At 61.4% G+C, this 24,813-nt stretch carries 19 protein-coding genes; 4 read left to right on the top strand and 15 right to left on the bottom strand.

Translation table 11 applies throughout. From position 1 onward, the window contains the following. Positions 1-212: 212 nt before the first annotated feature. Genes ntrC through dusB form a run of 3 tightly spaced genes read right to left on the bottom strand, consistent with a single transcriptional unit; the run spans position 213 to position 3,786 of the window. A complete protein-coding gene (gene ntrC, locus ABGM93_RS04535; RefSeq protein ID WP_321503900.1) occupies positions 213-1,655 on the bottom strand; it encodes a nitrogen regulation protein NR(I) in 1,443 nt (480 codons plus the stop codon). A 2-nt stretch (positions 1,656-1,657) separates the two neighbouring features. Further along, a complete protein-coding gene (locus ABGM93_RS04530; protein WP_321503896.1) occupies positions 1,658-2,854 on the bottom strand; it encodes a nitrogen regulation protein NR(II) in 1,197 nt (398 codons plus the stop codon). Then, the gene (gene dusB, locus ABGM93_RS04525; RefSeq protein WP_321505741.1) at positions 2,851-3,786 is read right to left on the bottom strand and encodes a tRNA dihydrouridine synthase DusB; all 936 of its coding nucleotides are present in this window, start codon (positions 3,784-3,786) and stop codon (positions 2,851-2,853) included. The genes ABGM93_RS04530 and dusB overlap by 4 nt, the downstream gene beginning before the upstream one ends. Before the next feature lie 450 nt (positions 3,787-4,236). Between dusB and ABGM93_RS04520 the strand changes: the two genes are divergently transcribed. The 3 genes from ABGM93_RS04520 (at position 4,237) to ABGM93_RS04510 (ending at position 6,450) form a co-directional block, all read left to right on the top strand. Continuing rightward, positions 4,237-5,403 (top strand): bifunctional 2-C-methyl-D-erythritol 4-phosphate cytidylyltransferase/2-C-methyl-D-erythritol 2,4-cyclodiphosphate synthase, encoded by a 1,167-nt coding sequence (locus ABGM93_RS04520; RefSeq protein ID WP_321503894.1) that lies wholly within the window; start codon positions 4,237-4,239, stop codon positions 5,401-5,403. Positions 5,404-5,425: 22 nt separating this feature from the next. Continuing rightward, a complete protein-coding gene (locus tag ABGM93_RS04515) occupies positions 5,426-5,944 on the top strand; it encodes a CinA family protein (protein WP_321503892.1) in 519 nt (172 codons plus the stop codon). A gap of 83 nt (positions 5,945-6,027) precedes the next feature. Then, positions 6,028-6,450: a hypothetical protein gene (locus ABGM93_RS04510; RefSeq protein ID WP_321503890.1), complete on the top strand. Its 423-nt coding sequence runs from the start codon at positions 6,028-6,030 to the stop codon at positions 6,448-6,450. 34 nt (positions 6,451-6,484) lie between these two features. On the opposite strand, the gene ABGM93_RS04505 is transcribed toward ABGM93_RS04510, so the two are convergent. From ABGM93_RS04505 to ABGM93_RS04450, 12 genes are all read right to left on the bottom strand, one after another. Beyond that, positions 6,485-6,940, bottom strand: coding sequence for a type II toxin-antitoxin system RatA family toxin (locus tag ABGM93_RS04505; RefSeq protein ID WP_319773714.1), 456 nt, complete (start codon positions 6,938-6,940; stop codon positions 6,485-6,487). Positions 6,941-6,977: 37 nt separating this feature from the next. After that, on the bottom strand, positions 6,978-7,961 hold the full coding sequence (lipA, locus tag ABGM93_RS04500; protein WP_321503887.1) for a lipoyl synthase: 984 nt from the start codon (positions 7,959-7,961) through the stop codon (positions 6,978-6,980). A 97-nt stretch (positions 7,962-8,058) separates the two neighbouring features. Then, a complete protein-coding gene (locus ABGM93_RS04495; RefSeq protein ID WP_321503885.1) occupies positions 8,059-8,358 on the bottom strand; it encodes a GlsB/YeaQ/YmgE family stress response membrane protein in 300 nt (99 codons plus the stop codon). A 139-nt stretch (positions 8,359-8,497) separates the two neighbouring features. Continuing rightward, positions 8,498-9,916 (bottom strand): dihydrolipoyl dehydrogenase, encoded by a 1,419-nt coding sequence (gene lpdA, locus ABGM93_RS04490; protein ID WP_321503883.1) that lies wholly within the window; start codon positions 9,914-9,916, stop codon positions 8,498-8,500. A gap of 215 nt (positions 9,917-10,131) precedes the next feature. Continuing rightward, entirely contained in the window at positions 10,132-10,713 is a 582-nt protein-coding gene (locus ABGM93_RS04485; RefSeq protein ID WP_321505738.1) for an SGNH/GDSL hydrolase family protein, read from the bottom strand. A gap of 63 nt (positions 10,714-10,776) precedes the next feature. Next, positions 10,777-12,120: a pyruvate dehydrogenase complex dihydrolipoamide acetyltransferase gene (locus tag ABGM93_RS04480; RefSeq protein ID WP_321503882.1), complete on the bottom strand. Its 1,344-nt coding sequence runs from the start codon at positions 12,118-12,120 to the stop codon at positions 10,777-10,779. A gap of 12 nt (positions 12,121-12,132) precedes the next feature. Then, on the bottom strand, positions 12,133-13,515 hold the full coding sequence (locus ABGM93_RS04475) for a pyruvate dehydrogenase complex E1 component subunit beta (RefSeq protein ID WP_321503880.1): 1,383 nt from the start codon (positions 13,513-13,515) through the stop codon (positions 12,133-12,135). A gap of 18 nt (positions 13,516-13,533) precedes the next feature. Further along, positions 13,534-14,598: a pyruvate dehydrogenase (acetyl-transferring) E1 component subunit alpha gene (gene pdhA, locus ABGM93_RS04470; RefSeq protein WP_321503878.1), complete on the bottom strand. Its 1,065-nt coding sequence runs from the start codon at positions 14,596-14,598 to the stop codon at positions 13,534-13,536. 188 nt (positions 14,599-14,786) lie between these two features. Next, entirely contained in the window at positions 14,787-15,104 is a 318-nt protein-coding gene (locus tag ABGM93_RS04465; protein ID WP_321503876.1) for a septum formation initiator family protein, read from the bottom strand. Between the two features lie 548 nt (positions 15,105-15,652). Further along, positions 15,653-16,781 (bottom strand): peptide chain release factor 2 gene (gene prfB, locus ABGM93_RS04460; RefSeq protein WP_321503871.1). Its coding sequence is split into 2 segments (ribosomal slippage): positions 15,653-16,711 and positions 16,713-16,781, totalling 1,128 coding nucleotides; the frame shifts between segments, so codons are not numbered across the junction. Between the two features lie 135 nt (positions 16,782-16,916). Then, positions 16,917-19,388, bottom strand: coding sequence for a penicillin-binding protein 1A (locus ABGM93_RS04455; RefSeq protein WP_321505736.1), 2,472 nt, complete (start codon positions 19,386-19,388; stop codon positions 16,917-16,919). Between the two features lie 324 nt (positions 19,389-19,712). Beyond that, entirely contained in the window at positions 19,713-21,083 is a 1,371-nt protein-coding gene (locus tag ABGM93_RS04450) for an N-acetylmuramoyl-L-alanine amidase (protein ID WP_321503869.1), read from the bottom strand. Positions 21,084-22,029: 946 nt separating this feature from the next. Here ABGM93_RS04450 and ABGM93_RS04445 point away from each other — a divergent pair. After that, on the top strand, positions 22,030-24,753 hold the full coding sequence (locus ABGM93_RS04445; protein ID WP_321503867.1) for an Rne/Rng family ribonuclease: 2,724 nt from the start codon (positions 22,030-22,032) through the stop codon (positions 24,751-24,753). Positions 24,754-24,813: the final 60 nt, after the last annotated feature.

Genomic DNA, 24,813 nt, shown 5'->3' with positions numbered 1-24,813 from the left:
ACAGCAAGCATAGCCATCGCCAAGGGGGTGACCGGCCAAACTTCCCCGGCATTGCGCGAGGCGATTCTCCGATGAACTGGTGACTGTGGGCCCGGATGCCCTGTCCTCAGGGCCTCAACGGCGAGGTCTGGCGCCCGGTCCGGGGCTCAGACAAGGATCCCGGCCAAAGGCTGGGATCCTGATTGTCGTTCAAAGCAGGCGAACCGCGTCACCTAGCGTGAGTTCCGGATCACCTGAATGTCGAGATCGCGGATCTTCTTGCGCAGCGTATTCCGGTTCAGGCCAAGCAGCTCCGCCGCCTTGATCTGATTGCCGCGCGTGGCCGCCAGTGCGGAGGACAGAAGCGGATACTCCACTTCCCGCAGCACCCGGTGATACAGGCCCGGCGGCGGCAGCGCGTCACCGAAATTGGCGAAATAGGCGTTGAGGAACCGCTCCACCGAACCGGACAGATCCGTTTCGGCATTGTCGCCTTCCTGCTCGCTCGGCGTCGCCGTCTGTTGCGAAAGCTCCTGCTCCACCAGACCCGCGGTGATGAGTTCCTGCGGATAGAGTGCGGCAAGGCGACGGATCAGGTTTTCCAGCTCGCGCACATTGCCTGGCCAGCGATAGCGGCGAAGCTGCTCAAGTGCCGCCTGCTCGATTTGCTTGGCCGGAAGGCCCTCCTTCTCGACGAGAGCGAAGAAATGGCGCACGAGATCGGGAATGTCCTCTCCGCGCTCGCGCAGCGGTGGCAGACGCAACGGCACCACGTTCAGACGGAAATAGAGGTCCTCGCGGAACAGCCCCTGATTGATGAGCTGTCGCAGGTCCTTGTTGGTCGCCGCCACGATGCGCACATCGGTCTTGATCGGCGTACGCCCGCCGACGGCGGTGTACTCGCCCTGCTGCAACACACGCAGAAGGCGCGTCTGGGCCTCCATCGGCATATCGCCGATTTCATCGAGAAACAGCGTACCGCCATCCGCCTGCTCGAAACGACCGGCACTGCGCGCCTGCGCGCCCGTGAAGGCGCCCTTCTCATGACCGAACAGCTCCGCCTCGATCAGGTCGCGCGGGATGGCAGCCATGTTGATGGCAACGAAGGGCCCGTTGCGGCGCTTGCCATAGTCATGCAGCGCCCGGGCGACGAGTTCCTTGCCTGTCCCGGACTCGCCCGTGATCATGACAGTCAGATCCGTCTGCATCAGGCGCGCCAGAACGCGGTAGATTTCCTGCATCGCAGGCGAGCGCCCGACCAGCGGAATATTCTCGGTGTTCTCGTCCGCCCCCGTGACCCGCTTCGCCTTGGGCTCCGCAAGCGCGCGCCCAACGATCGAAATCAGTTCCTTCAGGTCAAAGGGCTTGGGCAGATATTCGTAAGCCCCGCGCTCGGACGCCCGGATGGCCGTCATGAACGTGTTCTGCGCGCTCATCACGATGACCGGCAGGTCGGGCCGCATCTTCTTGATCCGCGGCAGCAGATCGAAGGCGCTTTCGTCCGGCATCACGACGTCTGTGATGACGAGATCCCCATCGCCCGAAGAGACCCAGCGCCACAACGTGGCGGCGTTGGATGTCAGCTGGACATTGTATCCTGCCCGCGACAGGGCCTGATTGAGAACGGTCCGGATGGCAGCATCGTCATCGGCTACAAGAATGGTGCCGCTGGGCATGGTCAGTTGTTCCTGTCGCTGTCGGTCGTTTTTTCGCCGGTCTTGTCTACGCCACCCAGAGCCTCGTCCGGGTCTGCGTCGCCGCTATCCGATACGCCAAGATAGGCAGGCATAAGGATGCGGAAGGTCGTGCGACGTGGCTGGGACTCGCATTCGATGACCCCGCCATGGTCGCCTATGATCTTGGCGACAAGCGCCAATCCCAGACCTGTGCCGTTTATCTTGGTGGTGACGAACGGGTCGAACAGGTAGGAAACGAGATCATCGGGAACGCCAGGGCCATTGTCGCGGACGCAAAACTCAAGTGGCAGGGAGACGCGTTCGCCCGCGCCGGGTACGGATAGCCGGATCCCCGGCTTGAACGCGGTGGAGAGGACGATCTCACCTTCGGGATTGTCTCCAATGGCTTCCGTCGCGTTCTTCACAAGATTGAGGAACACCTGAATGAGCTGATCGCGGTTCGCATAGACCGGCGGCAAGGAGGGATCATATTCCTCCACGATGGAGATATCGCGCGCAAAACCCGACTGCGCGAGCCGCTTCACGTGATCGAGAATGACATGAATGTTTATGGGGTCCCGATCCACCGGGCGCTCGTCGGAGAACACCTCCATCCGGTCCACCAGTTTCACGATCCGGTCCGCTTCCTCCATGATCAGCCGCGTGAGCGACCGGTCATTGTCATCTGCAGATTGCTCCAGAAGCTGCGCCGCCCCCCGAATGCCGGAAAGCGGGTTCTTGATTTCATGGGCAAGCATCGCGGCAAGGCTGGTGACGGTGCGTGCAGCCCCGCGTGAGGTCAGCTGACGGTCGATCTTCTCCGCCATCGTGCGCTCCTGAAGCATCAGGGTCACGTGACCGGGATGTTCGGCGAGCGGACTGGCATAGATGTCCACCATCTTCTCGTTGCCGATACGCGGGGAAGAAATGTCCACCTTGTATTCGTTGACCGCGGCACCGCGCTGGCGCACCTGCTCGATCAGCGTGAGAACAGGGCTGCCGAAGGGAACGAAATATCCCAGCTTGTGCCGTCGAAGAACCGCGCCGCTTGCTCCGAAGAACTCCTCCGCAGCTATATTCGCGGCTTCCACCTGCTCGGTGGGACCAATAAGCAGCACCGGATGCGGGATCGCATCCAGGATACTCGTCTCCCCAACCGAGATGACAGGCTTCGGCCTCTTTGTCTCATGGTCGATCATGCAGCACTCCGGACTTCCGCTTCGCGGAAGATCTCACCGATCAGGCGAAGGACGACGGCGGTGTCTTCCGACGTCAAGAGAACGCGGCGGTTGCCCGCCGGACAGTCGATTTCGGCGGCATCGAGATACCAGGCCAGGTGCTTGCGCGCCGCGCGGAGCCCGATATGGATCCCATAGTGGTCGAGAAGCGCCTCGTAATGCTCGCTGACTAGTTCTGAAAGCGCGGGGCCGCTCGGGGTGTCAGGCACGGCTTCGCCATCGAGCGCCGCCCCGATCTGACCGGGAAGCCAGGGCCGCCCATAACTCGCCCGCCCGATCATTACGGCATCGGCGCCCGAGCGCGCCATTATCTCGCGCGCATCCTCCAATGACGCGCAATCGCCATTGGCAACCAATGGAATGGACACCGCATCACGTACGGCGCGGATGGCGTCCCAATCCGCCTGCCCCTTGTAGAACTGGCAGCGCGTGCGCCCATGGACCGTCACCATGGCGATGCCTGCTTCCTCGGCGCGCCGTGCAAGTTCAGGGGCATTGATGGATTTATCGTCCCAGCCGAGCCGCATCTTGAGCGTCACCGGCACGCTGACCGCGCCTATGGTCGCTTCAACAAGCGTCATCGCATGATCGAGATCGCGCATCAGCGCGGATCCGGAATAGCCGGTGGTGACGCGCTTGGCGGGGCACCCCATGTTGATATCGATGATCTGGGCGCCCGCTGCTTCCGCCATGCGTGCGCCTTCGGCCATCCAGCGCGCCTCACGCCCGGCCAGCTGCACCACATGCGGAGATATCCCCTCGCCTAACGTGCGCTGCGTCGTCTCGTCGTCGCCTTCCACGAGCGCATCGCTGGCGACCATCTCCGATATGACGAGGCCTGCACCAAAACGCGCGGCGATGCGACGAAATGGCAGATCGCTGACGCCGGACATCGGCGCAAGAAAAGATCGGTTGCGAACCTCTACACTGCCAACTACCAAGGGGGGCAACACGGGACCATCCTCGCTCTGGGACCTTGACTGAGAGCCCGATCCCGAATTCTGAGCCGAAGACCGCGCCTTCGCCTCGTCTGACATTACGGTTGCCGGAAGTCCATTCCATGCATCCCGCAAATTCATTCCGCTCCGCGCTCCCTGTGCATGCTTAATTCGTAAGCACAAGCATTTCGTGCCCATATATTAGCCAATATTCTCGAATGGGCAAGCGATTGCGTGTCATTTGTACAAGAAGATTGTCACACTGGCTGATATGAACGAAAACACCTGCAAGACCTGTCGGCAGCGATGCCGCTTTAAGTGAAGTTCACGCAGGAAAACGCAAATACCGTGCCGACACCGCCTCGTATAGTCGCCCTTCTCGTTGCTGCCGGTCGTGGAACCCGAATGGGCGACACATCAGGGACCGCGCCTAAGCAATACCGAGAGCTGGCGGGCCAAGCGATCCTTGTCAAGAGTATCGAATCACTGGCCGCCTCATCGCGGATTAACGCCCTCCAGGCCGTCATCCACGCAGATGACCGCGAATCCTATGAGACAGCGGTTTCCTCAATCGGACTTGGGGACAGGCTCCGGGCGCCAGTTATTGGCGGGGCAACCAGACAGGCATCGGTTCTTGCGGGCCTGGAGGCGCTGAGCGACGCGGCGCCGGACTACGTCCTCATTCATGACGGCGTCCGCCCCTTTGTCACTGTTGCCACCGTGGACAAGGTCATCGATGCACTGCTTGGGGGCTGCGATGCGGCCCTTGCCGCGACTCAGATTGTCGACACGCTCAAGCGCACCGACCAGGCCGCCCATATCGTCGAAACCGTTTCGCGCGAGGATCTGTGGGCGGCGCAAACACCACAAGGATTCCGTTTCGCACCTCTCATCGCCGCGCATCGCAAGGCGGTGGCGGACGGTGAAAACACCTTTACCGACGACGCCGCCGTCGCAGAATGGGCAGGGATCGACGTGTGCGTCGTGGAGGGCGACAAGGGCAACATGAAAATCACCACCGCAGAAGACCTCGAAGAGGCCCGCACAAGGGCTCGCCAGGCCGAGTGGATGGCTCTGGCTGATATCCGCACCGGCACCGGCTACGATGTTCACGCCTTTGCTCCCGGCGATCATGTCACCCTCGGCGGCATCGACATTCCCCATGATCGTCGCCTTTCAGGCCACTCCGATGCGGATGTCGCGCTTCATGCCATCACGGACGCGATCTTCGGAGCTCTGGCGGACGGCGACATTGGCTCGCACTTCCCGCCTTCCGACCCCCAATGGAAGGGCGCGGCCTCCCATATCTTCCTGCGCAAGGCTGTGGCGCGGGTGGCAGAGCGAGGCGGCGCAATCGCCCATCTTGATGTGACCATCGTCTGCGAAGCGCCGAAAATAGGCCCGCATCGAGATGCCATGCGAAAGAGCATTGCCGAAATCTGCGGCCTCAGCCTTGATCGCGTCGCCGTGAAGGCGACAACATCGGAACGCCTTGGTTTCACCGGTCGAGGCGAAGGCATCGCGTCGCTTGCAACGGCAACGATCCGGCTTCCATTGCGTGACGAGACCTGAAACAGACCGGGCCAGCTCCACCATGACCGACCTCACGTCCCTGCACCCGATTGCACGAACGATCCTCCAGGACGCCCGACAGGCGGGCCTTATGGTCGCAGCCGCGGAATCGTGCACCGGAGGCTTGGTCAGCGCGCTTCTTACGGAACTGGACGGTTCCTCGGCGGTTTTCGAGCGCGGTTTCATCACCTATTCGAACGAAGCCAAGATGGAATTGCTCGGCGTCACTCAGAAGACGCTTGAGGCCTATGGCGCGGTGAGCGAGCCGACAGCGCGCGCCATGGCGCAAGGTGCGCTGGAGCGCTCGCACGCCGATATCGTTGTCTCGATTACCGGGATTGCAGGGCCTGGCGGCGGATCCGCGGACAAACCGGTCGGGTTGGTACATTTCGCCATTGCGGCCCGCAAGCTCGCCACAACGCACCATGTCATGACCTTCAAGGACACGGGTCGCTCCGCCATTCGGCTGGCTGCGACAGCATACGCATTGCAACTTGTATCAAATACGATCTATTCAGTTGGTGTAATGTCAATTCCATGATGCTACGTTTTTATCCCAACATCGTATTTTGACACTCCGACATGAGGTCGATGAGGAAATGCGGTGGCGGAGGGAGCTCTGACATGACGGCACGGCTTGGAACGTTTGCGGCAGCTGTCGCAACCCTCATCGCAACGATCCAGTTAGCTGCCGCCGGCGAAGTGCACATCATCTCGCGAGATCGCTCCGGAGCCTTCGTCTCAAGTCATCAGATTTTCGCTCAAAAGCCCCCGGCCCAGCGTGTCGTGTCGGTCGAATATTGCGGACGCACCTATTACGTTTATCGCAGCACCCTTTACTGGCTGGAAAGCCAGGCCTATGAAGGCCGCCTGATCGGCGTGGAATATTCCAATGGCAAGAATTGGCGGCTGATCTGCCGCAAGCCCGAGGAACAGACCGCCAATGTGCCGCCAGAGACCGGCAACAAGAAGCAGACCGGTGCGCAAATCCCAAAAAGCAAAAAATATGGCTGGATCAACATGCTGAACAAGCGGGCAGCCAACTAGCCTTTGCAATCGCAAGACCGTCCTGCCCCCTCGCTCAATCCGTGCCGTAGATCTCGTCCGCCCGCTGTTCAAATGCCACCGCGAACTTGCGGAATGCCTTGTCGAACATGGTTCCCATGAGCGAGCCCAGAGCCCTGGAGCGGAACGCGTAGTCGATATAGAAGCCCACATCGCAGGCTTTCTCGCCGACATCCTTGAAATTCCATCGGTTCTCAAGGTGCTCGAACGGTCCCTCCAGATACTCGACGAGGATCAGCCCTTCCGCCTTGTCCAGCGTGACGCGGGTCGCGAAGGTTTCGCTGAAGAGCTTGTAAGCCACCGTCATGTCGGAGATCAGAACCGAGCGGCCATCCTCCAGCTCGCGCCGTCCACGTACGCGGATGCGCTGGCATAGCGGTACGAATTCGGGATAACTCTCCACATCCGCAACGAGGTCGAACATGTCGTCGGCAGTGTGACGGACACGGCGGGTAGTCTGGAATGTCGGCATGCGCGGGCTCTCGGGGGTTGCCTGGCTGTCGGCTGAATCAGGTTTTGGCGACCATGCCGTCACGGGCAAGCCGCGCGGCTTTCAGATCGCGGAAATCCTCGCCCGCATGGTGCGAGGAGCGCGTCAACGGGCTTGCCGAGACCTTGAGGAAGCCCTTCGCATAGGCGATCTGCTCATAGGCTTTGAAAGCCTCAGGGGTGACGAAATCGATCACCGGATGGTGCTTCCGCGTCGGCTGCAGATACTGGCCAATGGTCAGGAAGTCGACATCGGCGGAGCGCAGGTCGTCCATGAGCTGGAGAACCTCGTTCCGCTCCTCGCCAAGCCCCACCATGATGCCGGACTTGGTGAAGATGGTCGGATCGAGTTCCTTGGCGCGCTGAAGCAGCCGGATGGAATGGAAATAGCGCGCGCCCGGCCGAACCTTCAGATAGTTCGACGGCACCGTCTCCAGATTGTGGTTGAAGACGTCGGGCTTGGCTTCCACCACGATCTCAAGTGCGCCGTCCTTGCGCAGGAAGTCGGGCGTCAGAACCTCCACGGTCGTCGTCGGAGAGCGATCGCGGATTGCCTTGATGACCTTGGCAAAATGCGTCGCGCCGCCATCATCGAGGTCATCGCGGTCCACCGACGTGATCACGACGTGGTCGAGCCCCATGGCAGCCACGGCCTCGCCGATACCCTTGGGCTCATTCTCGTCGACAGGCCCCGGCATGCCGGTGCGCACATTGCAGAAGGCACAGGCGCGGGTACACGTGTCGCCAAGGATCATGAAGCTGGCATGCTTCTTCGACCAGCATTCCCCGATATTCGGGCAACCGGCTTCCTCGCACACCGTGACCAGCTTGTTGGAGCGCACGACATCCTGCGTCTCACGGAATACAGGCGACCCGGGAGCCTTCACGCGGATCCATGCCGGCTTGCGCTGCATCGGCGTTTCCGCGTTCTTCTGCTTTTCAGGATGACGCGGGCGCGCGGCCTGTTGAGCCTTTCCCGCAATGTTATCGACGACTGTGACCATGATCGAACATGTCTCGCGATTGGCGACGCACGTCAAGGTCGGCACGCCGCATTCGATGTGTAACCGGCACTTCTAAATAGACCTCACGCAAAACCATTCAATTGCGAATGGCCCTCATGAGGAAAATCAGGGCGCACGCTCCGATGACCGCCCCGCCAAGCTGCCAGAGCAGCATGTATCCCGGAACGCCCAGTCCAAACCCCATGCCCCAGCCCCCCATGTGGCCATACACGGGCATTCCGATGAGCGGCAACAAGACCGCATTGGCGATGACCGCCCCCAGTATGCCGACGAGGATGCTTGCGAGCAGACCGAGCCGGGCCTTCATGATCCCGCTAGCGATCCACCCAGCGAGCGCACCGAAAAGGACCGTCGCTATCCAACCGAAACCGAACATGAGAACACCTCGTGCAGTTGCGCTTTCACCGATCCGGCATAGAAAGGACAACCACCTGACAGCGACCTGAACGGGGCGCGGACAACGCGCCGTGCGACCACCCGCCGCACGGCTTGTTCACTGCCCCAGGCTGTTGCGCCTACATGTTCAGCACGCGGCCATAAGCGTCCAGCACACTTTCCTTCATCATTTCAGACAGAGTCGGATGCGGGAAGACCGTGTGCATCAGCTCTTCTTCCGTCGTCTCCAGGTTCATGGCGACGACATATCCCTGAATGAGCTCGGTGACTTCCGCGCCCACCATATGGGCGCCCAGAAGCTGCCCGGTCTTGGCATCGAAAATCGTCTTGATGAGACCGTCTGACTCACCAAGCGCAATCGCCTTGCCGTTTGCGATGAACGGGAAGCGGCCGACCTTGATTTCGTAGCCCGCTTCCTTGGCCTTGGCTTCCGTCAAGCCGACGGAGGCAATCTGCGGCTGGCAATAGGTGCAGCCCGGGATCTTGGATTTGTCCATCGGATGGACATCGAGCCCGGCGATCTTCTCCACACAGATGACGCCTTCATGCTCCGCCTTGTGCGCAAGCATCGGCGGCCCGGCCACATCGCCGATGGCGTAGATCCCAGGCACGTTCGTGCACCCGAAGCCATCGATGGAGATACAGCCCCGATCGGTCTTTACGCCAAGCTTCTCAAGCCCGAGGCCCTCGATATTGCCGACGACGCCGACGGCCGAGATCATCCGATCTGCGGTGATCTCCTGCGTCTTGCCATCCTTGGTCTCAACCGTCGCGGTCACGCTGTCCTTGCCCTTGGCGACCTTGGTCACCTTGGCATCGGTCATGATCTTCATGCCCTGCTTTTCGAAGCGCTTGCGCGCCTTGGCGGCGATCTCGGCATCCTCCACCGGCAGGATCTGCGGCATGACTTCGACGACCGTCACGTCCGCGCCCATGAAACGATAGAAGGAGGCGAACTCGATGCCGATGGCGCCAGAGCCCATCACGATCAGCGACTTCGGCATGGTTTCGGGAACCATCGCCTCGAAATAGGTCCAGATCAGGTTCTGGTCGGGCTCGATGCCCGGCAAGGCGCGCGGGCGCGCGCCGGTCGCCACAATGATGTGCTTGGCGGAATAATCGCCGCCCTTCAGCGCCCCGCGCGGCGGGTTCTCGGCATCCTTGACCTTGATCTTGCCCGGAGCGGTGAGTTCCGCCCAGCCCCAGATCACGTCGATCTTGTTCTTCTTCATCAGCCCCTGCACACCGCTGGTAAGCTGCGCGGAGACCCCGCGCGAGCGTTTCACGATGGCGTCGAGATCGAAGCTGATGCCGGTCGCCGAAAGACCGTAGTCCTTGGCGTTTTCCATGTAGTGATAGACTTCCGCCGTGCGCAGCAGCGCCTTGGTCGGAATGCAGCCCCAGTTGAGGCAGATGCCACCCAGATGCTTCGGTTCCACGATCGCGGTCTTGAAGCCGAGCTGGGCGGAGCGGATCGCGGTTACATATCCGCCGGGCCCCGACCCGATGACGATGACGTCGTATGAGGTATCGGCCATGCCCATCCTTTCCCTGTCGTCTCGCAAAGGCCTGCGGACCTGAGCCGCGGCGTCGCCCTATTGCCTAGCCGGAGCACGATTTGCCCCTGCCTTCGCTGCTTGTTCGCTTGTCACCCCGGGCTTGGCCCGGGGCCTGGTAAACTCTGTGGTCCGAACCTTGGCGCCAGCCGATGCGGACCATGTGAAATCCGCGCGGGCACCCCCGCGCCGGACCGTCAGGGCGTGAGAAGTTTCGTCACGATCGGCGCCAGCGCTTCGCCCAGAATGCGCGAGTTGGCCGCATCCATATGCACCCCGTCGACCGCGCTGACATGCACGGCGGAAGCGGCGTCGAAAAACGCGCATCCGTTCTGTTCCGCAACCGCCCGGTAGAGCGGGCCGAGCTGACGCGATTCCTCGATCAGCGGGTCCATGCCCCTCATCGCCGGATTGTCCGTCGCAGCGATATGCGGCGGCGATACGATCAGGATGGCTGGCGTTTCCGCCTTTTCCGTCATTCCGTAGTGGCGAACGAGTTGAACGAGCCGTCCCATGCCGCCGGCTGCCGCATAGGCGGACCCGGAAAGAAACGGTTTCAGATCATTGGTTCCCAGCATCAGGATGACGAGATCGAGCGGTGCGTGCGTTGCCAGAATGGTTGGCAGCACGCGCGCGCCGTTGCGATCGGCAGCAACGGAGAAATCGTCGAAGACCGTCGTGCGACCATTCAGGCCTTCTGCAAGAATTCGGAATTTGCCGCCGGTGGCACCATCAAGCGATGTCGGCCACCGGTCCTCGAAAGCGTGCCTGCCCGTCATGCCGGGCAGGCACCCCCATGTCAGAGAATCGCCATAAGCGAGAATGGTCTTCACGCAAGCCCCCTAGACCAGCATGCTCATCGGGCTTTCGATAAAGCCCTTGAACGCCTTGAGGAGCTGGGCCCCGAGCGCGCCGTCGACCGCACGGTGATCGGTGGCGAGCGTCACGGTCATCATCGTTGCGATGGCGACGGCATCATCCTTGACGATGGCCCGCTTCTCGCCTGCGCCCACCGCAAGGATCGTGGCATGCGGCGGGTTGATGACGGCGTAGAAGTCCCGCACGCCGAACATGCCAAGGTTGGACACCGCCGTGGAGCCGCCCTGATATTCGGAGGGCTGCAGCTTGCGGTCCTTGGCGCGCTTGGCCAGATCCTTCATCTCGTTGGAGATGGTGGACAGCGTCTTCTCTTCCGCGCGTCGAATGATCGGCGTGATCAGGCCGCCTGGAATGGAAACCGCAACGCCCACATCGGAATGCTTGTGCAGCACCATGTTGGCTTCGGTCCATGACGCATTGGCTTCCGGCACGGCCTTGAGGGCCAATGCCTGGGCCTTGATGATCATGTCGTTGACCGACAGCTTGTAGGCGGGCTTGCCGTCATCATCCAGCGGCGCGCTGGAATTGAGCTGGGCACGAAGGGCCAGCAGCGCGTCGATATTGCAGTCCGCCGTCAGGTAGAAATGCGGAACGGTCTGCTTGGATTCCGTCAGGCGACGCGCGATCGTCTTGCGCATGCCGTCATGCGGCACAAGCTCGTAAGACCGTTCCTCGAAGAGCTTGAGCACGGCCTCGTCGGAAGGCGGTGCCGCCGGTGCGGGAGCCGCCGCTGCCTTCGGAGCCTCCGCCGCCGAAGCAGCCGCGGCCTTGGTTCCGGTGCCGGACTTCAGCGCCGCCTCGATATCGCGTTGAACGATACGTCCGCGGGGCCCGGATCCGGACAGGGCAGACAGGTCGAGGTCATTCTGCGCGGCGAGCCTGCGCGCAAGCGGCGAGGCAAAGATACGCTCGCCATCGACGCGCGGAACCGGCCCGGCGCTTGCCGAGGGCTTGGTCGCCGGGGTCGGAGTTGGCTCCGGCTCGGGTTCCGGTTCGGATGGGCCGTCCTCATTGACGGGTGCCTTTTTCTCGGAACCTCCTTCGGAGATCGCGGAAGCGTCCTCGCCCTCTTCAAGCAGCACAGCGATCCGCTCGTTGACCTTCACGCCTTCGGTGCCGTCGGCAACAAAGATCTTTCCGACGGTTCCTTCGTCGACGGCTTCCACTTCCATGGTCGCCTTGTCGGTCTCGATCTCGGCAATGACATCACCGGAAGAAACCGTGTCGCCTTCCTTCACGAGCCACTTTGCGAGTTTGCCCTCTTCCATCGTGGGAGAGAGCGCCGGCATCAGGATATCGATGGGCATTTCTGTCCCTCCTCACGAGGCGTAGGTTACAGCCTTCACCGCTTCGATCACCTCGGCGACCGACGGCAGCGCAAGCTTTTCGAGATTTGCCGCATAGGGCATCGGCACGTCCTTGCCCGTCACGCGGACGACCGGCGCATCGAGATAGTCGAACGCCTTTTCCATGATCTGGAACCCGAGTTCCGACGACATGGAGCAGGTCGGCCAGCCTTCTTCGACGGTCACGCAACGCCCGGTCTTCATGACCGAGGCGATCACCGTGTCGATGTCGAGCGGACGCAGCGTGCGCAGATCGATGACTTCCGCATCGATCCCCTCGCCCGCCAGTTCCTCTGCCGCCTTCGTGGCATAGGTCATGCCGATACCGAAGGAGACGATGGTGACGTCCTTGCCGGACCGCACGACCTTGGCCTTGCCGAGCGGCACGGTCCAGTCGTCGATCTTGGGGATCTCGAAGGACTGCCCGTAGAGAATTTCATTCTCAAGGAAAATGACCGGGTTCGGCGAACGAATGGCCGACTTCAGCAAGCCCTTGGCATCCGCGGCAGACCAGGGCTGAACGACCGTCAGTCCCGGAATGTGGGAATACCACGACGCATAGTCCTGGCTGTGCTGAGCGGCGACGCGAGCGGCTGCGCCGTTCGGGCCGCGGAACACGATCGGGCAGCCCATCTGGCCGCCGGACATATAGAGCGTCTTGGCGGCGGAGTTGATGATCTGGTCAATCGCCTGCATGGCAAAATTGAACGTCATGAACTCCACAATCGGCTTCAGACCGGACAGAGCCGCACCGACGGCAAGGCCGGTGAAGCCATGCTCCGTAATCGGTGTATCGACCACACGGCGGTCGCCGAACTCATCCAGCAGGCCTTGCGTGATCTTGTAGGCGCCCTGATAGACCGCCACTTCCTCGCCCATGATGAAGACGTCGCCGTCGCGGCGCATTTCTTCCGCCATGGCGTCGCGAAGCGCCTCGCGCACCGTGACCTTCACCATCTCCGTGCCTTCCGGAATTTCCGGATCGGACGCGGGCTCCGGCGTTGCTGGCGCAGCTGCGACCGGCGCCGATACAGACGATGCAGCGGGGGCCGGCTCGTTTGGTTCCGACGCGGCCTTATCGGCCTCGGCGGCGACCGCATCTTCGGCGCTTTCGCCCTCACCCGCCAGCACGGCGATTGCCGTGTTGACCTTCACACCTTCGGTGCCTTCGGCGATGAGAATCTTGGCGACCGTCCCTTCATCGACGGCCTCCACTTCCATGGTCGCCTTGTCGGTCTCGATCTCGGCAATGACGTCGCCGGAAGATACCGTGTCGCCTTCCTTCACGAGCCACTTGGCCAGCTTGCCCTCTTCCATGGTCGGCGAGAGCGCGGGCATCAGAATTTCGATAGCCATTATCCGTTTCCCCCGGGCTCAGAGCACGATATCGGTCCAGAGCTCGGAAACATCCGGCTCAGGATCGGTCTGGGCGAATTCTGCGGCCTCACCGACGACCGAACGGACATCCTTGTCGATATCCTTCAGCTCATCCTCGGTGGCCCACGTTTTCTCCAGCACGCGCTGGCGAACCTGCTCGATCGGATCGTGCTCGGTCCGCATCTTCTGGACCTCGTCCTTGGAGCGGTACTTGGCGGGGTCGGACATGGAGTGTCCGCGGTAGCGATAGGTCAGCATTTCCAGGATGTAAGGGCCGTAGCCCTCCCGGCAGTGGCTGATGGCACGTTCGGCGGCTGCGTGAACAGCGCGCACATCCATGCCGTCCACCTGTTCGCCGGGAATGTCGAAGGATGCACCGCGTTCAGACAGGTCGACATTTGACGACGCGCGTTCCACGCTCGTGCCCATGCCGTACTTGTTGTTTTCGATGACATAGATCACCGGGAGCTTCCACAGCTTCGCCATGTTGAAGCTCTCGTAGACCTGTCCCTGGTTGGACGCGCCGTCGCCGAAATAGACAACCGACACGCTGTCATTGCCGCGGTAGCGGTTTGCGAAGGCGAGGCCAGTTCCAAGCGGCACCTGCGCACCGACGATGCCATGTCCGCCGTAAAACTGCTTTTCCTTGGAAAACATGTGCATCGAACCGCCCTTGCCCTTGGAGTAACCTCCACGGCGTCCGGTGAGTTCGGCCATGACTCCCTTGGGGTCCATGCCGGTTGCCAGCATATGGCCATGATCGCGATAGCTGGTGATCACCTGATCACCCTCTTTCTGCGCCATCTGCATTCCCACCACCACGGCTTCCTGGCCGATATAAAGGTGACAGAAACCGCCGATCAGGCCCATGCCATAAAGCTGGCCTGCCTTTTCCTCGAAACGGCGGATCAGGAGCATTTCCCGATAGGCGGAAAGATCCTGTTCCTTGCTGAATTCAGAAATTGCCGGCGCGTTTGTTTTCGACCGGGCGTTCGTAGCGCGGGTACGCGACTGCGCCCCGCCCTGGCTGCGTTTGGCAGCAGTTTTGGGTTTCGTAGCCATAGGCCCTCGTCTCGGTGACGTTTCCCTCAAGAGCGTAGCGGAAAGTACCTGAGACGATCTGTCAATCCAAGTTCGCTGGAGCGGGCTGTCTACCCAGCCCATGCAATTGTTTTAGAACAGAAATATGAGTAATAACCAATTTTCGGTTGATCAGTCATAATTAACTTGAAATCAGATGACACGCGCAACTAGCGCGCTCCGCGCAATATCACCACCTCATCCGACTGGGCCAGATTGAGGCTTTCACGCGCCCGTTCGTCGATCATGTCCGGATCGAGGCTCTCCGGGCGCAACAGAACAACCCGTCGTTCCAGCGCCAGCCTCTTGTTACGCACAGCGGTGAGCTGCTCGTCCAGTTGCTCCGCTTCCGATTTCAGCTGTTCCCGGGCAATGAGACCATAGGCTCCCGAGAGGGCGTGCAGCACGAAATAGGCAAGCAACGCAGCTGACAGACCCGGAAGGATCAGCCGGCGAAGAACGGACTTCTTGCGCTGACGGGTATACATGGGGGTACGCAGAACTCTACTAAGACTCTAAAACAGCGCCATCCTGTGCCATTAGGCTTAATGGAGCGTTGAGATCGCGGGTAAAATCCAACCCGTTTAATCAAACCAGTTCTTTATCCGCCTGGTCTGTGCAAAAGCATGGGCGTTTTCGAATACAGGCCCCACCCGGCGGATAACTACAGGCAACCTGATACCACCCCGCGATAACCTTTCCGCATGCCTGCGCCTGTTCGTTTCATGAACCGACGCCGGTCCGTACGTTTGGTCTTCCGCCGGAAACAATCTCCCCCTCGTGGCTTGGCCATCGCACTTCCCCTGCGGCGACAAGAAAAACGGGGCGGTCCCGCATCAACCGGAACCGCCCCGTCCTGTAGTTTCAACGACCGGACGAGTCCGGTCAGGTTCTTGGCTTCGCGGCCAAGCCATGCAAATGACCGCGCCGCGACCGCGAGACGTCTCCGACCTGCTGTGCCCATAGCCGCTCGTAAGCCCCAAGGTGCCTGCGAAGCCTGGCCTTGCATGCCCTTCCCGGCCATGCGCCGCAAAGCCTAGTCGATATCGGCCACGTCCACATTGTCGCCGCCGACGCGATGCGCGAGAGCGGCTTCCATGAAGTCATCGAGATCGCCATCAAGCACATCGCCCGGAGATGTCTTTTCGACACCCGTACGCAGGTCCTTGACCATCTGATAGGGCTGCAGCACGTAGGAGCGGATCTGGTGCCCCCAACCGATATCGGTCTTGGCCGCCGCATCCGCGTTCGCCTTCTCCTCGCGCTTCTGCAATTCCAGCTCATAGAGCCGCGCCTTCAGCATGTCCCATGCTGTCGCCCGGTTCTTGTGCTGCGAACGCTCGTTCTGACACTGCACGACGATGCCGGTGGGATTATGCGTGATACGCACGGCGGAATCGGTCGTATTGACGTGCTGACCGCCCGCGCCCGACGCGCGATAGGTGTCAATCCGGCAATCGCTTTCGTTGATATCGATGTCAATCGAGTCGTCGATGACCGGATAGCACCACACACTGGCGAAGCTCGTGTGGCGACGCGCCTGGCTGTCATAGGGCGAGATGCGGACAAGACGATGCACGCCCGCTTCCGTCTTCAGCCAGCCATAGGCGTTGGGGCCCTTGATCTGGACCGTGGCCGACTTGATGCCCGCCTCTTCACCGGCATGGATTTCCATGATCTCGGTCTTGTAGCCGTGCTGTTCCGCCCAGCGCACATACATGCGCAGCATCATGTTGGCCCAGTCCTGGCTTTCGGTACCGCCAGCGCCGGCATGAATTTCGACGTAGCAGTCGTTGCCGTCCGCCTCGCCGGAAAGCAGCGTTTCCACCTGACGGCGGTCGCTCTCCAGCTTCAGCGCCTTCAACGATGCCTCGGCCTCTTCCACGACGGAGGCATCCTCCTCCATCTCGCCAAGCTCGATCAGTTCGAGATTGTCGGAGAGCTCGCTCTCCATGCGGCGCACCGCCCCGATATTCTCTTCCAGATACTGGCGCTCGCTCATCAGCTTGCGCGCTTTGGTCGGGTCGTTCCAGAAGTCGGGGCTTTCGGCAGCCGCGTTCAGTTCATCCAGACGTGAGATCGCGCGATCCCAGTCAAAGATGCCTCCTCAGCAGGCTGAGTGCCTGCTCGACGTCATCAACGATCGTCTGCGTTTCCGGACGCATCGCATATGCCTCGCAAATTGGATTTGAAGTGGGAGGGGAAGCCGGTCCCGACCGCCCCTGCCGGATCAGGTGCGCGACCATAGTCAGCGCACCTGCCGCTGTAAACCGGCACCTGACGGGTGCGGATGCGTGGGCCTAATAAAGGCCGCCCGTTCCCGTCATGATCGCACGGTCTGCCTCGGGCGTGACGGTGCCAGGTGCTCCCATATCGCCCTCATAGCCGATGATGGAATAATTGTCCGGCGGCGCTGTGCCCGGCTTGAAGGCTTCCAGAATCGTCCCCGGAGAGCCAGCCGTCGCCCGCAGCCCCGTGCGCCCGTCAATGGGAATCAGATGGATCCCCTCAGGAACACGGAATTCCACCGCCGGCTTGTCGGCCAGCGCCTGCTTCATGAACTCGGTGAAGATCGGGGCCGCCACGTGACCGCCGGTCTGCCCACGGCCCAACGGGATCGGCGTGTCGTAACCCACGAAGACGCCAACCGTAAGGTTGGGCGAGAACCCCATGAACCAGGCATCGCGCTCGTCATTGGTGGTGCCCGTCTTGCCGGCGACCGGACGCCCGACGGCACGAACGCTGGTTGCGGTTCCGCGCTGCACCACGCCTTCCATCATGGACGTGATCTGGTAGGCGGTCATCGGGTCGAGAACCTGCTCGGAATTGTCGATCAGCGTCGGCTCGTCCTGACCGTGCCAGTCCACCGCCTCGCATCCGTCGCACTCGCGCGCATCGTGCTTGTAGATGGTGCGACCGTAACGGTCCTGAATGCGGTCGATAAGGGTCGGCGTCACCTTGCGCCCCCCATTGGCGATCATCGAATAGGCCGTCGTCATGCGCAGCACGGTCGTTTCGCCCGCACCCAGCGCCATGGACAGCACTGGAAGCATGTCGTCGACGATCCCGAAACGACGCGCATATTCGGCAACCAGCGGCATTCCCATATCCTGCGCAAGGCGGACGGTCATGACGTTTCGCGATTTTTCGATGCCGGTGCGCAGCGTCGACGGACCATAGAACTTCCGTCCGAAATTCCGCGGCGACCAAACCTCACCGCTGGCCTGTTCGATGGAAATCGGCGCATCCATGACCACGCTCGACGGCGTATAGCCGTTATCGAGGGCCGCGGCATAAACGAAAGGCTTGAACGAGGATCCCGGCTGGCGATGGGCCTGCGTGGCGCGGTTGAACTCGCTCTGGGCGTAGCTGAAGCCGCCGACCATGGCCAGGACGCGCCCCGTGAACGGATCCATGGCCACAATGGCGCCAGACACTTTCGGCACCTGTTGCAGCACCCACTGGTCGCTGGGCGCCCCGGCGGGATCCTCCTCGCGTGTTACGTAGACCACATCGCCGACATTGAGCACATCGTCCGCGCCGTTGACCGAACCGGTGCCGTCCTTGACCCGCTTCACCCATTTCATCTGATCATACGCGATCTGACCGCGTGTGCGCTGCGTGGAGAAGCTGCCCGAAGCAAGCTGCGCGGGCCGGATGCCGATCGCAGCCCCATTCGCGTTCGCATCGAGAACGACAGCGAGCGTCCATTCCGGCACGTCTTCCAACGGCTCGATCTTGGAAAGCTGTCCGCCCCATTCACCGGCGTTCAGATCGATCGTCGCAACCGGACCGCGCCAGGTGCCATGCTCATGGTCGAAGCGGATGAGACCATCCATCAGCGCCTTGCGCGCTTCGGCCTGAAGCTTCGGATCGAGGGTGGAGCGAACCGACAATCCACCGTTATAGAGCCGGTCCTTGCCGTACATCTCGGCCACTTCGCGGCGCACCTCTTCGGCGAAATACTCCGATGCCGCAAGCTGCGCGCCGGTCTCGCGCGGTGTCACCTTAAGCGGCTCCGCCTTGGCAGCCTCGCCGTCGGCTTCGCTCACATAGCCATTCTCGACCATCCGGTCGATGACCCAGTTTCGGCGCGCGATCGCCCCTTCAGGGTTGCGGAAGGGGTTGTAGTTGTTCGGCGCTTTCGGCAAGGCCGCCAGATAGGCGCATTCGGCAATGGAAAGCTCGTGCACCGATTTGTCGAAATAGAGCAGCGAGGCCCCGGCCACGCCATAAGCCCCCATGCCGAGATAGATCTCGTTCAGATAGAGTTCGAGGATCTTGTCCTTGGTGTAGGCATCCTCGATGCGCAGCGCCAGAATGGCTTCCTTGATCTTGCGCTCGTAGGAAACTTCATTGGTCAGAAGGAAGTTCTTCGCAACCTGCTGGGTAATCGTGGACGCACCGACCGGGCGCCGGGAATTGCCGGCCAGCACGTTGCGTGCATTGACCACGACAGCGCGCGCAATGCCGGTAACGTCGATGCCCGGATGATGATAGAAATTCTTGTCTTCCGCCGACAGGAAGGCGTTCTTCAGCAGATCGGGAATGCCCTGAATCGGCAGGAACATCCGGCGCTGCTCGGCATATTCGGCAATCAGACTACCGTCGCCGGCATGCACCCGCGTCATCACCGGCGGTTCGTAGTTCTTCAGCGCCGTATAATCCGGCAAGTCCTTGGAGATCGTGGATAGATACCACGCCCCGCCCGCTGCGCCGACAAGCGCGCACACGGCACCAAATCCAAAGAGATAACCTAAGAACTTCAGCAGAAACTTCATGGAGCGGGCTCGTCCGTACTCGTCCGTATCGGGCACATTTCAATTAGCAAAGACCGATCGCGCGTCAAATGGCGCATGAAACCGCGTCTTTCCGAAAGGCTCTCGTCCTTCATCGCACCCCCGGCTCCCGACGCTCTTCGCCGGGCCCGGAGTGAGGCCGGATAACCGGCCAGCGCGCCACGTAGCATAACCGTGGGCCCTCGTCGCCTGCATCAGCCACCAATGTGGCGATGCTGAGGCGTTTTTGCCCGCCTTAGCGATGCCGGGAGGCGCTCGCACCCATGAAAAACCCCGCAACCCGCGGAAAGAACATGGCTACCGCCCCTGAGCCATCCGCGGCTGGAAGAATCGGTCAACGCTCGCCACCAACGCATCCGCAGCCCGCTCGCGCCACTCGCCAGACATCAGCAGGCTCTCATCGTGCTTGTTCGACAAGTACCCGAGTTCGACCAGGACCGAGGGAACATCATAGGCCTTCAGAACCCGAAACCCGGCGGACCGCCACGGATTCTTGATCAGCTTGACCGCACTTTCGAACTCGGAAACCAGCGTTTTCGCAAATAGAATCGAGAAGCTCTTCGTCTCGCGCCGGGCCAGATCGATGAGAATATCGGCCACATCGTCCGGCTCATCTTCCAGATCTGCTCCTGCCAGGATGTCGGAGCTGTTCTCGCGTGTGGCGAGGGCGGCGGCGATAACGTCGGAGGCGCGTTCGGAAAGGGTATAGACGGTTGCCCCGCGCACATGATGCTGCGGCGCGGAATCGGCATGAATCGATATGAACAGGTCTGCGGCGCCGTGGCGCGCGAATTCCACCCGCTTGGCAAGCGGAATGAACCGGTCGTCATCCCGGGTCATCAGAACCTCGTAGGCCCCCTTCTCCTCCAGCTTCTTTTTCAGAAGCTTGGCGAACTCAAGCACCACGACCTTCTCGTGAATGCCGTCGACACCGGTGGCTCCGGTATCGATGCCGCCATGGCCGGGATCCAGGACGATGATGGGGCGGGTGCGGGAATCCGGACCGACATCCTTGCGATCCCCCTTCGGCGCGGCCGTCTCCAGCGACCGTGGGCGCTCATATTCACTCAGGAATGCCTCGCGCGTCGTCTTGACGAAATCGAGAACGAGCCGCGCGGGCTGCTCATCGATTGCGGGCAGGACGAACGATTTGTCCAAACGGGCGGGCGCGGAAAGATCCAGCACGATGCGGGACTTTCCAGGTGCGATCAGGCCGTAACGCCACGCCTTGACCAGGCCGCGACCGTTTTTACCCGCCTCGGGCGGCAATTGGAAACTGACCTCCGGCATGTCGATGATCACCCGGTCGGGCGATGCGAGGGCAGAGGTGGAAAAGGACAATGAGCGGCTCAGGTCGATGATGAACCGCGTACGCTGGGCATCGCCTGCCACACGGGCGCCGGACGCGGTGACTGGGGTCTCCTGCGCAGCGTTTGGGGCCGACGCATCCGTCTCCGTTCTCAATTCGTCCATGACGGCATCGATAGCGGCGGTTGTGGTCGGATCGATGGCGGAGACATCTTTTCCGCCTGCACCAGTTACCGCGACGGCCTCCTGCCCCTTTGCCGTCGAGATGGCCCGCGGTTCCGCTCCTGCCCCAGGATCAGACGCCAACAGGCTCGCAAAGATTGCGATGCCGAGCGCGATTATGGATGCCTTGAGTTTCATGTTCGGTCGCAATTCCCGCGTTCCAAAGCTCTATCGTTCATCTTTCGGGCTGTTCGCATCCGTCCGCAGTCCCGTCACAGCCACCTCCCCTTCGCAACGGGATTGCAGCGCGTCAAGACCAGCCAGCAAAACCGATCTTGCGGCGAATTGAAGGCCAGGACGCGGGTCCGGCGATAAATGGAATGCGCCGCAACGTCGCCAGCCGAATTCCAGACCTGTCCTTATTAGGACATTATAAGCGCATGGTTAACCGGGTGTTTCGCTTATTGCCCACGACATCGCCCCCCGCGCCACAACCAGGAGCGATCAAAAGGGGCACATCTGTCCGACAGCGTGAGCTATTACCACGGCTTATCTTGCCAAGCGCACAAGTCGTCCTTAAAAGAGCAAGTTGGATTTAGGTCAACGTGCGACTGATTCCGCCGTCTCGAACGCCGTTTCGGGACGGGACCCGATGGGGGCGCGTCTTCGCGAGACGATTTCTCGAGACGAAATGCCCGCATTTCAGGGTCCTCTGCCTGTACCCAAGCGGCCTACCGCCCGGGACGTGTGGCAGTGGCGAATGCTGCGTTTTGCAGACATTGAACCGTCTGTGATCTGAATTCACCGGACTGAATTCCGTGTCGGATGCGGCAAAACCGGACACGGCCCTTCGGTCGGCTCGATGCCGACCTTGCAGAAATTCGACGACTGGCCGGCATGAGGTCGGCCGCATGTAGATTCGACAAACACAGAGCGTTGCGATGAGCGACCGCGCTAAAGCGAAATACAGAAAAGAGACGACAGGCGCCTCGTCAAAGGCCGCCTTCCCGTCCGCTGTGGCGCGCGCAACGTCTGAAACAAGCATTCATCTCAACAAAGACAAACCAAGCGACCATCCGGACGGAAATGACACGCGGCTGCGTACAGCGCCGGTTCCACGCGGTGGTCGTGGAGATCCTCCTCTATGGCAAACAAGATGCTCATCGATTCGGCGCACCCGGAAGAGACCCGGGTCGTCGTGGTGCGCGGCAATCGCGTAGAAGAATTCGATTTCGAAGCGGCGAACAGAAAGCAGCTTCGCGGTAATATTTATCTGGCGAAAGTCACACGGGTCGAGCCGTCCCTGCAGGCCGCCTTTGTCGATTACGGCGGGAACCGTCACGGCTTCCTCGCCTTCTCGGAAATACACCCCGATTTCTACCAGATCCCCTTGGCGGACCGTAAGGCGCTGTTTGAGGAGGAGGCGGAAGCCGAGGAAGAGGTGGCCGAGGCGGCCCCCGCGCGGCGCAAGCGTGGCGCGAAGGTGTCCAAGAAGGTCGAGGCCAGCGACGACGACGCGCAAGATGAAAACGTCGACGACGCCGATGGCGACGACGAGGATGGTGACGACGTCTCCAAGGCCTCTTCCAAGGGCGATGGCGACGACGAGGGCGAAGACCAGGTGGAATCCGTTGGCGCGGAAGACGCCATGGAAGAAGTGCCTGTGCGCCGTGAACGCCAGAATCGGCGCCAGTACAAGATCCAGGAAGTGATCAAGCGCCGTCAGGTGCTGCTTGTTCAGGTCGTCAAGGAAGAACGCGGCAACAAGGGTGCGGCGCTCACCACCTATCTGTCGCTTGCCGGTCGCTATTCGGTGCTGATGCCGAACACGGCGCGCGGTGGCGGCATTTCGCGCAAGATCACCTCCGTTCAGGACCGCAAGCGCCTCAAGTCCATTGCGAGCGAGCTGGATGTGCCGGAAGGCATGGGCGTCATTCTGCGCACCGCTGGCGCCAGCCGCACGAAGTCGGAAGTCAAGCGCGACTTCGAATACCTGCTGCGCCTTTGGGAAAACGTCCGCGATCTGACCCTGCGCTCCATCGCCCCCTGCCTCGTCTATGAGGAAGGAAGCCTGATCAAGCGCTCGATCCGTGACCTTTACAACAAAGACATCGATCAGGTTCTGGTCTCCGGAGAGGACGGCTACCGCGAGGCGAAGGACTTCATGCGCATGCTCATGCCGAGCCATGCCAAGAACGTTCAGCCCTACCGCTCCACGACGCCGGTCTTCACGCGCTATGGTATCGAGCCGCAGCTTGATGCGATGTTCTCGCCGCAGGTCACCCTGAAGTCTGGCGGTTACATCGTCATCAACCAGACCGAGGCTCTGGTTGCCATCGACGTGAACTCCGGCAAGTCGACGCGCGAACACAATATCGAGGACACGGCCACCCAGACGAACCTGGAAGCGGCCGAGGAAGTCGCACGTCAGCTCCGCCTGCGCGATTTGGCGGGCCTGATTGTCATCGACTTCATCGACATGGAAGAGAACCGGAACAACCGGGCGGTCGAAAAGCGCATGAAGGACTGCCTGAAGTCCGACCGCGCCCGCATCCAGGTTGGCCGCATCTCCCATTTCGGCCTTCTGGAAATGTCGCGTCAGCGCATCCGCACCGGTGTGCTGGAAAGCTCCACCGAGCTTTGCCCACACTGCCGCGGCTCCGGCATGATCCGGTCCGTGGAATCCGTGGCCCTTCATGTGCTGCGTGCGCTGGAAGATCACCTGCTGCGCCACTCCGATCATCACCTGACCGTCAAGACGCAGCCGGCTGTCGCCCTCTACATCCTGAACCAGAAGCGCCATCACCTGATGGAGCTGGAGCAGCGTTTCGGCCTGAACATCACCATTTCGGCAAGCGACGACATCGGCACCCAGCATTTCGTGCTGGAGCGTGGCGAACCTGTCGTGCGCGATCCCAATGCCCCTCCGGCTCCGACCATCGTGCAGCCTGACACCATCATGCTGGACATTGATGATGACGCAGAGGCCGCTGCGGATGAGGCTGCGGTGCGCGCTGAGGAAGAGGAAGCGGAAGAAGCCGAGGAAGCCGCACGCTCTGAGGAAGGCGGACGTTCCAAGCGCCGCCGGCGCCGTCGGCGTCGCAACAACAATGACGATCAGGACAACCGCGAAACGTCCGATGAGGCCGAGGGCGGCGATGAAAAGTCCGCAGACGCGGGCGAAGCCGCTTCCGACGGCGATGATGAAAACGGGGATGGAGACGGTGAAAACCGCCGCAAGCGTCGCCGTGGTCGCCGGGGGGGACGTCGCGGTCGCCGCAATCGCGAGGAGCAGGCCTCTGCCGAGGGCTCTGAGGACGGCGAGAAGACCAGTTCCGATGGCGCAGATGACGAAAGCGCGTCGGAAGGCGCTCAGAGCGAACAGCCCGTCGCAGAGGAAGCCGTAGCCCAGCCTGCGGAAACCGTAGCAGAGCCTGCCGAGGTTGAAACTGCGACGGACGCAGGCGAGGTCAACGCCGCGGCCCTCACAACGGATGCGCCTGAGGCAGCTTCGCCAGACGCGGTTTCGCCAGCCACGGCTTCTGATGAAGCTGCGGAAGACAAGACCCCAGGCTTCGGGGAGGCCCCGACGCCTGCCATTGAAAAGACCGAGGACACCTCGGCCGTGGAAACGGCATCCGAGGAGAGCGACACCGAAGCTCCTGCCGAGGAGGTCAAGGCGACCGAAGAAGGCTCTGCCGACGACGAGATTGAAGCTCAGTCGGAAGTCGCGGCAGAGCCCGAGGCCGAGCCGACGAAGGAACCCGAACCCGCAGCGGCCGAGAGCGATGCGCCGAAGGCTGCCGGCTCGGAAGAGGAAAAGCCGCGCAAGCGCTCCGGATGGTGGCAGCGCGGTTCGTTCTTCTGATCGAACCTTTGATTTTCGAAGAAACAAGAAAGGCGGCCAGTTGGCCGCCTTTTTTAATGC

Source organism: Breoghania sp. (assembly GCF_963674635.1).
Taxonomy (GTDB): Bacteria; Pseudomonadota; Alphaproteobacteria; order Rhizobiales; family Stappiaceae; genus Breoghania.
Note: the sequence above shows the minus strand (reverse complement) of the source record. Positions and strands in the feature narration are given on the sequence as shown.

Coding starts and splice junctions, on each gene's coding strand:
- ABGM93_RS04450 (WP_321503869.1), bottom strand. CDS start 21,083: ATGAAACTCAAGGCATCCATAATCGCGCTCGGCATCGCAATCTTTGCG.
- ABGM93_RS04530 (WP_321503896.1), bottom strand. CDS start 2,854: ATGATCGACCATGAGACAAAGAGGCCGAAGCCTGTCATCTCGGTTGGG.
- ABGM93_RS04510 (WP_321503890.1), top strand. CDS start 6,028: ATGACGGCACGGCTTGGAACGTTTGCGGCAGCTGTCGCAACCCTCATC.
- ABGM93_RS04480 (WP_321503882.1), bottom strand. CDS start 12,120: ATGCCCATCGATATCCTGATGCCGGCGCTCTCTCCCACGATGGAAGAG.
- ABGM93_RS04495 (WP_321503885.1), bottom strand. CDS start 8,358: ATGTTCGGTTTCGGTTGGATAGCGACGGTCCTTTTCGGTGCGCTCGCT.
- ABGM93_RS04445 (WP_321503867.1), top strand. CDS start 22,030: ATGGCAAACAAGATGCTCATCGATTCGGCGCACCCGGAAGAGACCCGG.
- ABGM93_RS04485 (WP_321505738.1), bottom strand. CDS start 10,713: ATGACGGGCAGGCACGCTTTCGAGGACCGGTGGCCGACATCGCTTGAT.
- lipA (WP_321503887.1), bottom strand. CDS start 7,961: ATGGTCACAGTCGTCGATAACATTGCGGGAAAGGCTCAACAGGCCGCG.
- lpdA (WP_321503883.1), bottom strand. CDS start 9,916: ATGGCCGATACCTCATACGACGTCATCGTCATCGGGTCGGGGCCCGGC.
- ABGM93_RS04475 (WP_321503880.1), bottom strand. CDS start 13,515: ATGGCTATCGAAATTCTGATGCCCGCGCTCTCGCCGACCATGGAAGAG.
- ntrC (WP_321503900.1), bottom strand. CDS start 1,655: ATGCCCAGCGGCACCATTCTTGTAGCCGATGACGATGCTGCCATCCGG.
- ABGM93_RS04520 (WP_321503894.1), top strand. CDS start 4,237: ATGGGCGACACATCAGGGACCGCGCCTAAGCAATACCGAGAGCTGGCG.
- ABGM93_RS04465 (WP_321503876.1), bottom strand. CDS start 15,104: ATGTATACCCGTCAGCGCAAGAAGTCCGTTCTTCGCCGGCTGATCCTT.
- dusB (WP_321505741.1), bottom strand. CDS start 3,786: ATGTCCGGCGTCAGCGATCTGCCATTTCGTCGCATCGCCGCGCGTTTT.
- ABGM93_RS04505 (WP_319773714.1), bottom strand. CDS start 6,940: ATGCCGACATTCCAGACTACCCGCCGTGTCCGTCACACTGCCGACGAC.
- ABGM93_RS04515 (WP_321503892.1), top strand. CDS start 5,426: ATGACCGACCTCACGTCCCTGCACCCGATTGCACGAACGATCCTCCAG.
- pdhA (WP_321503878.1), bottom strand. CDS start 14,598: ATGGCTACGAAACCCAAAACTGCTGCCAAACGCAGCCAGGGCGGGGCG.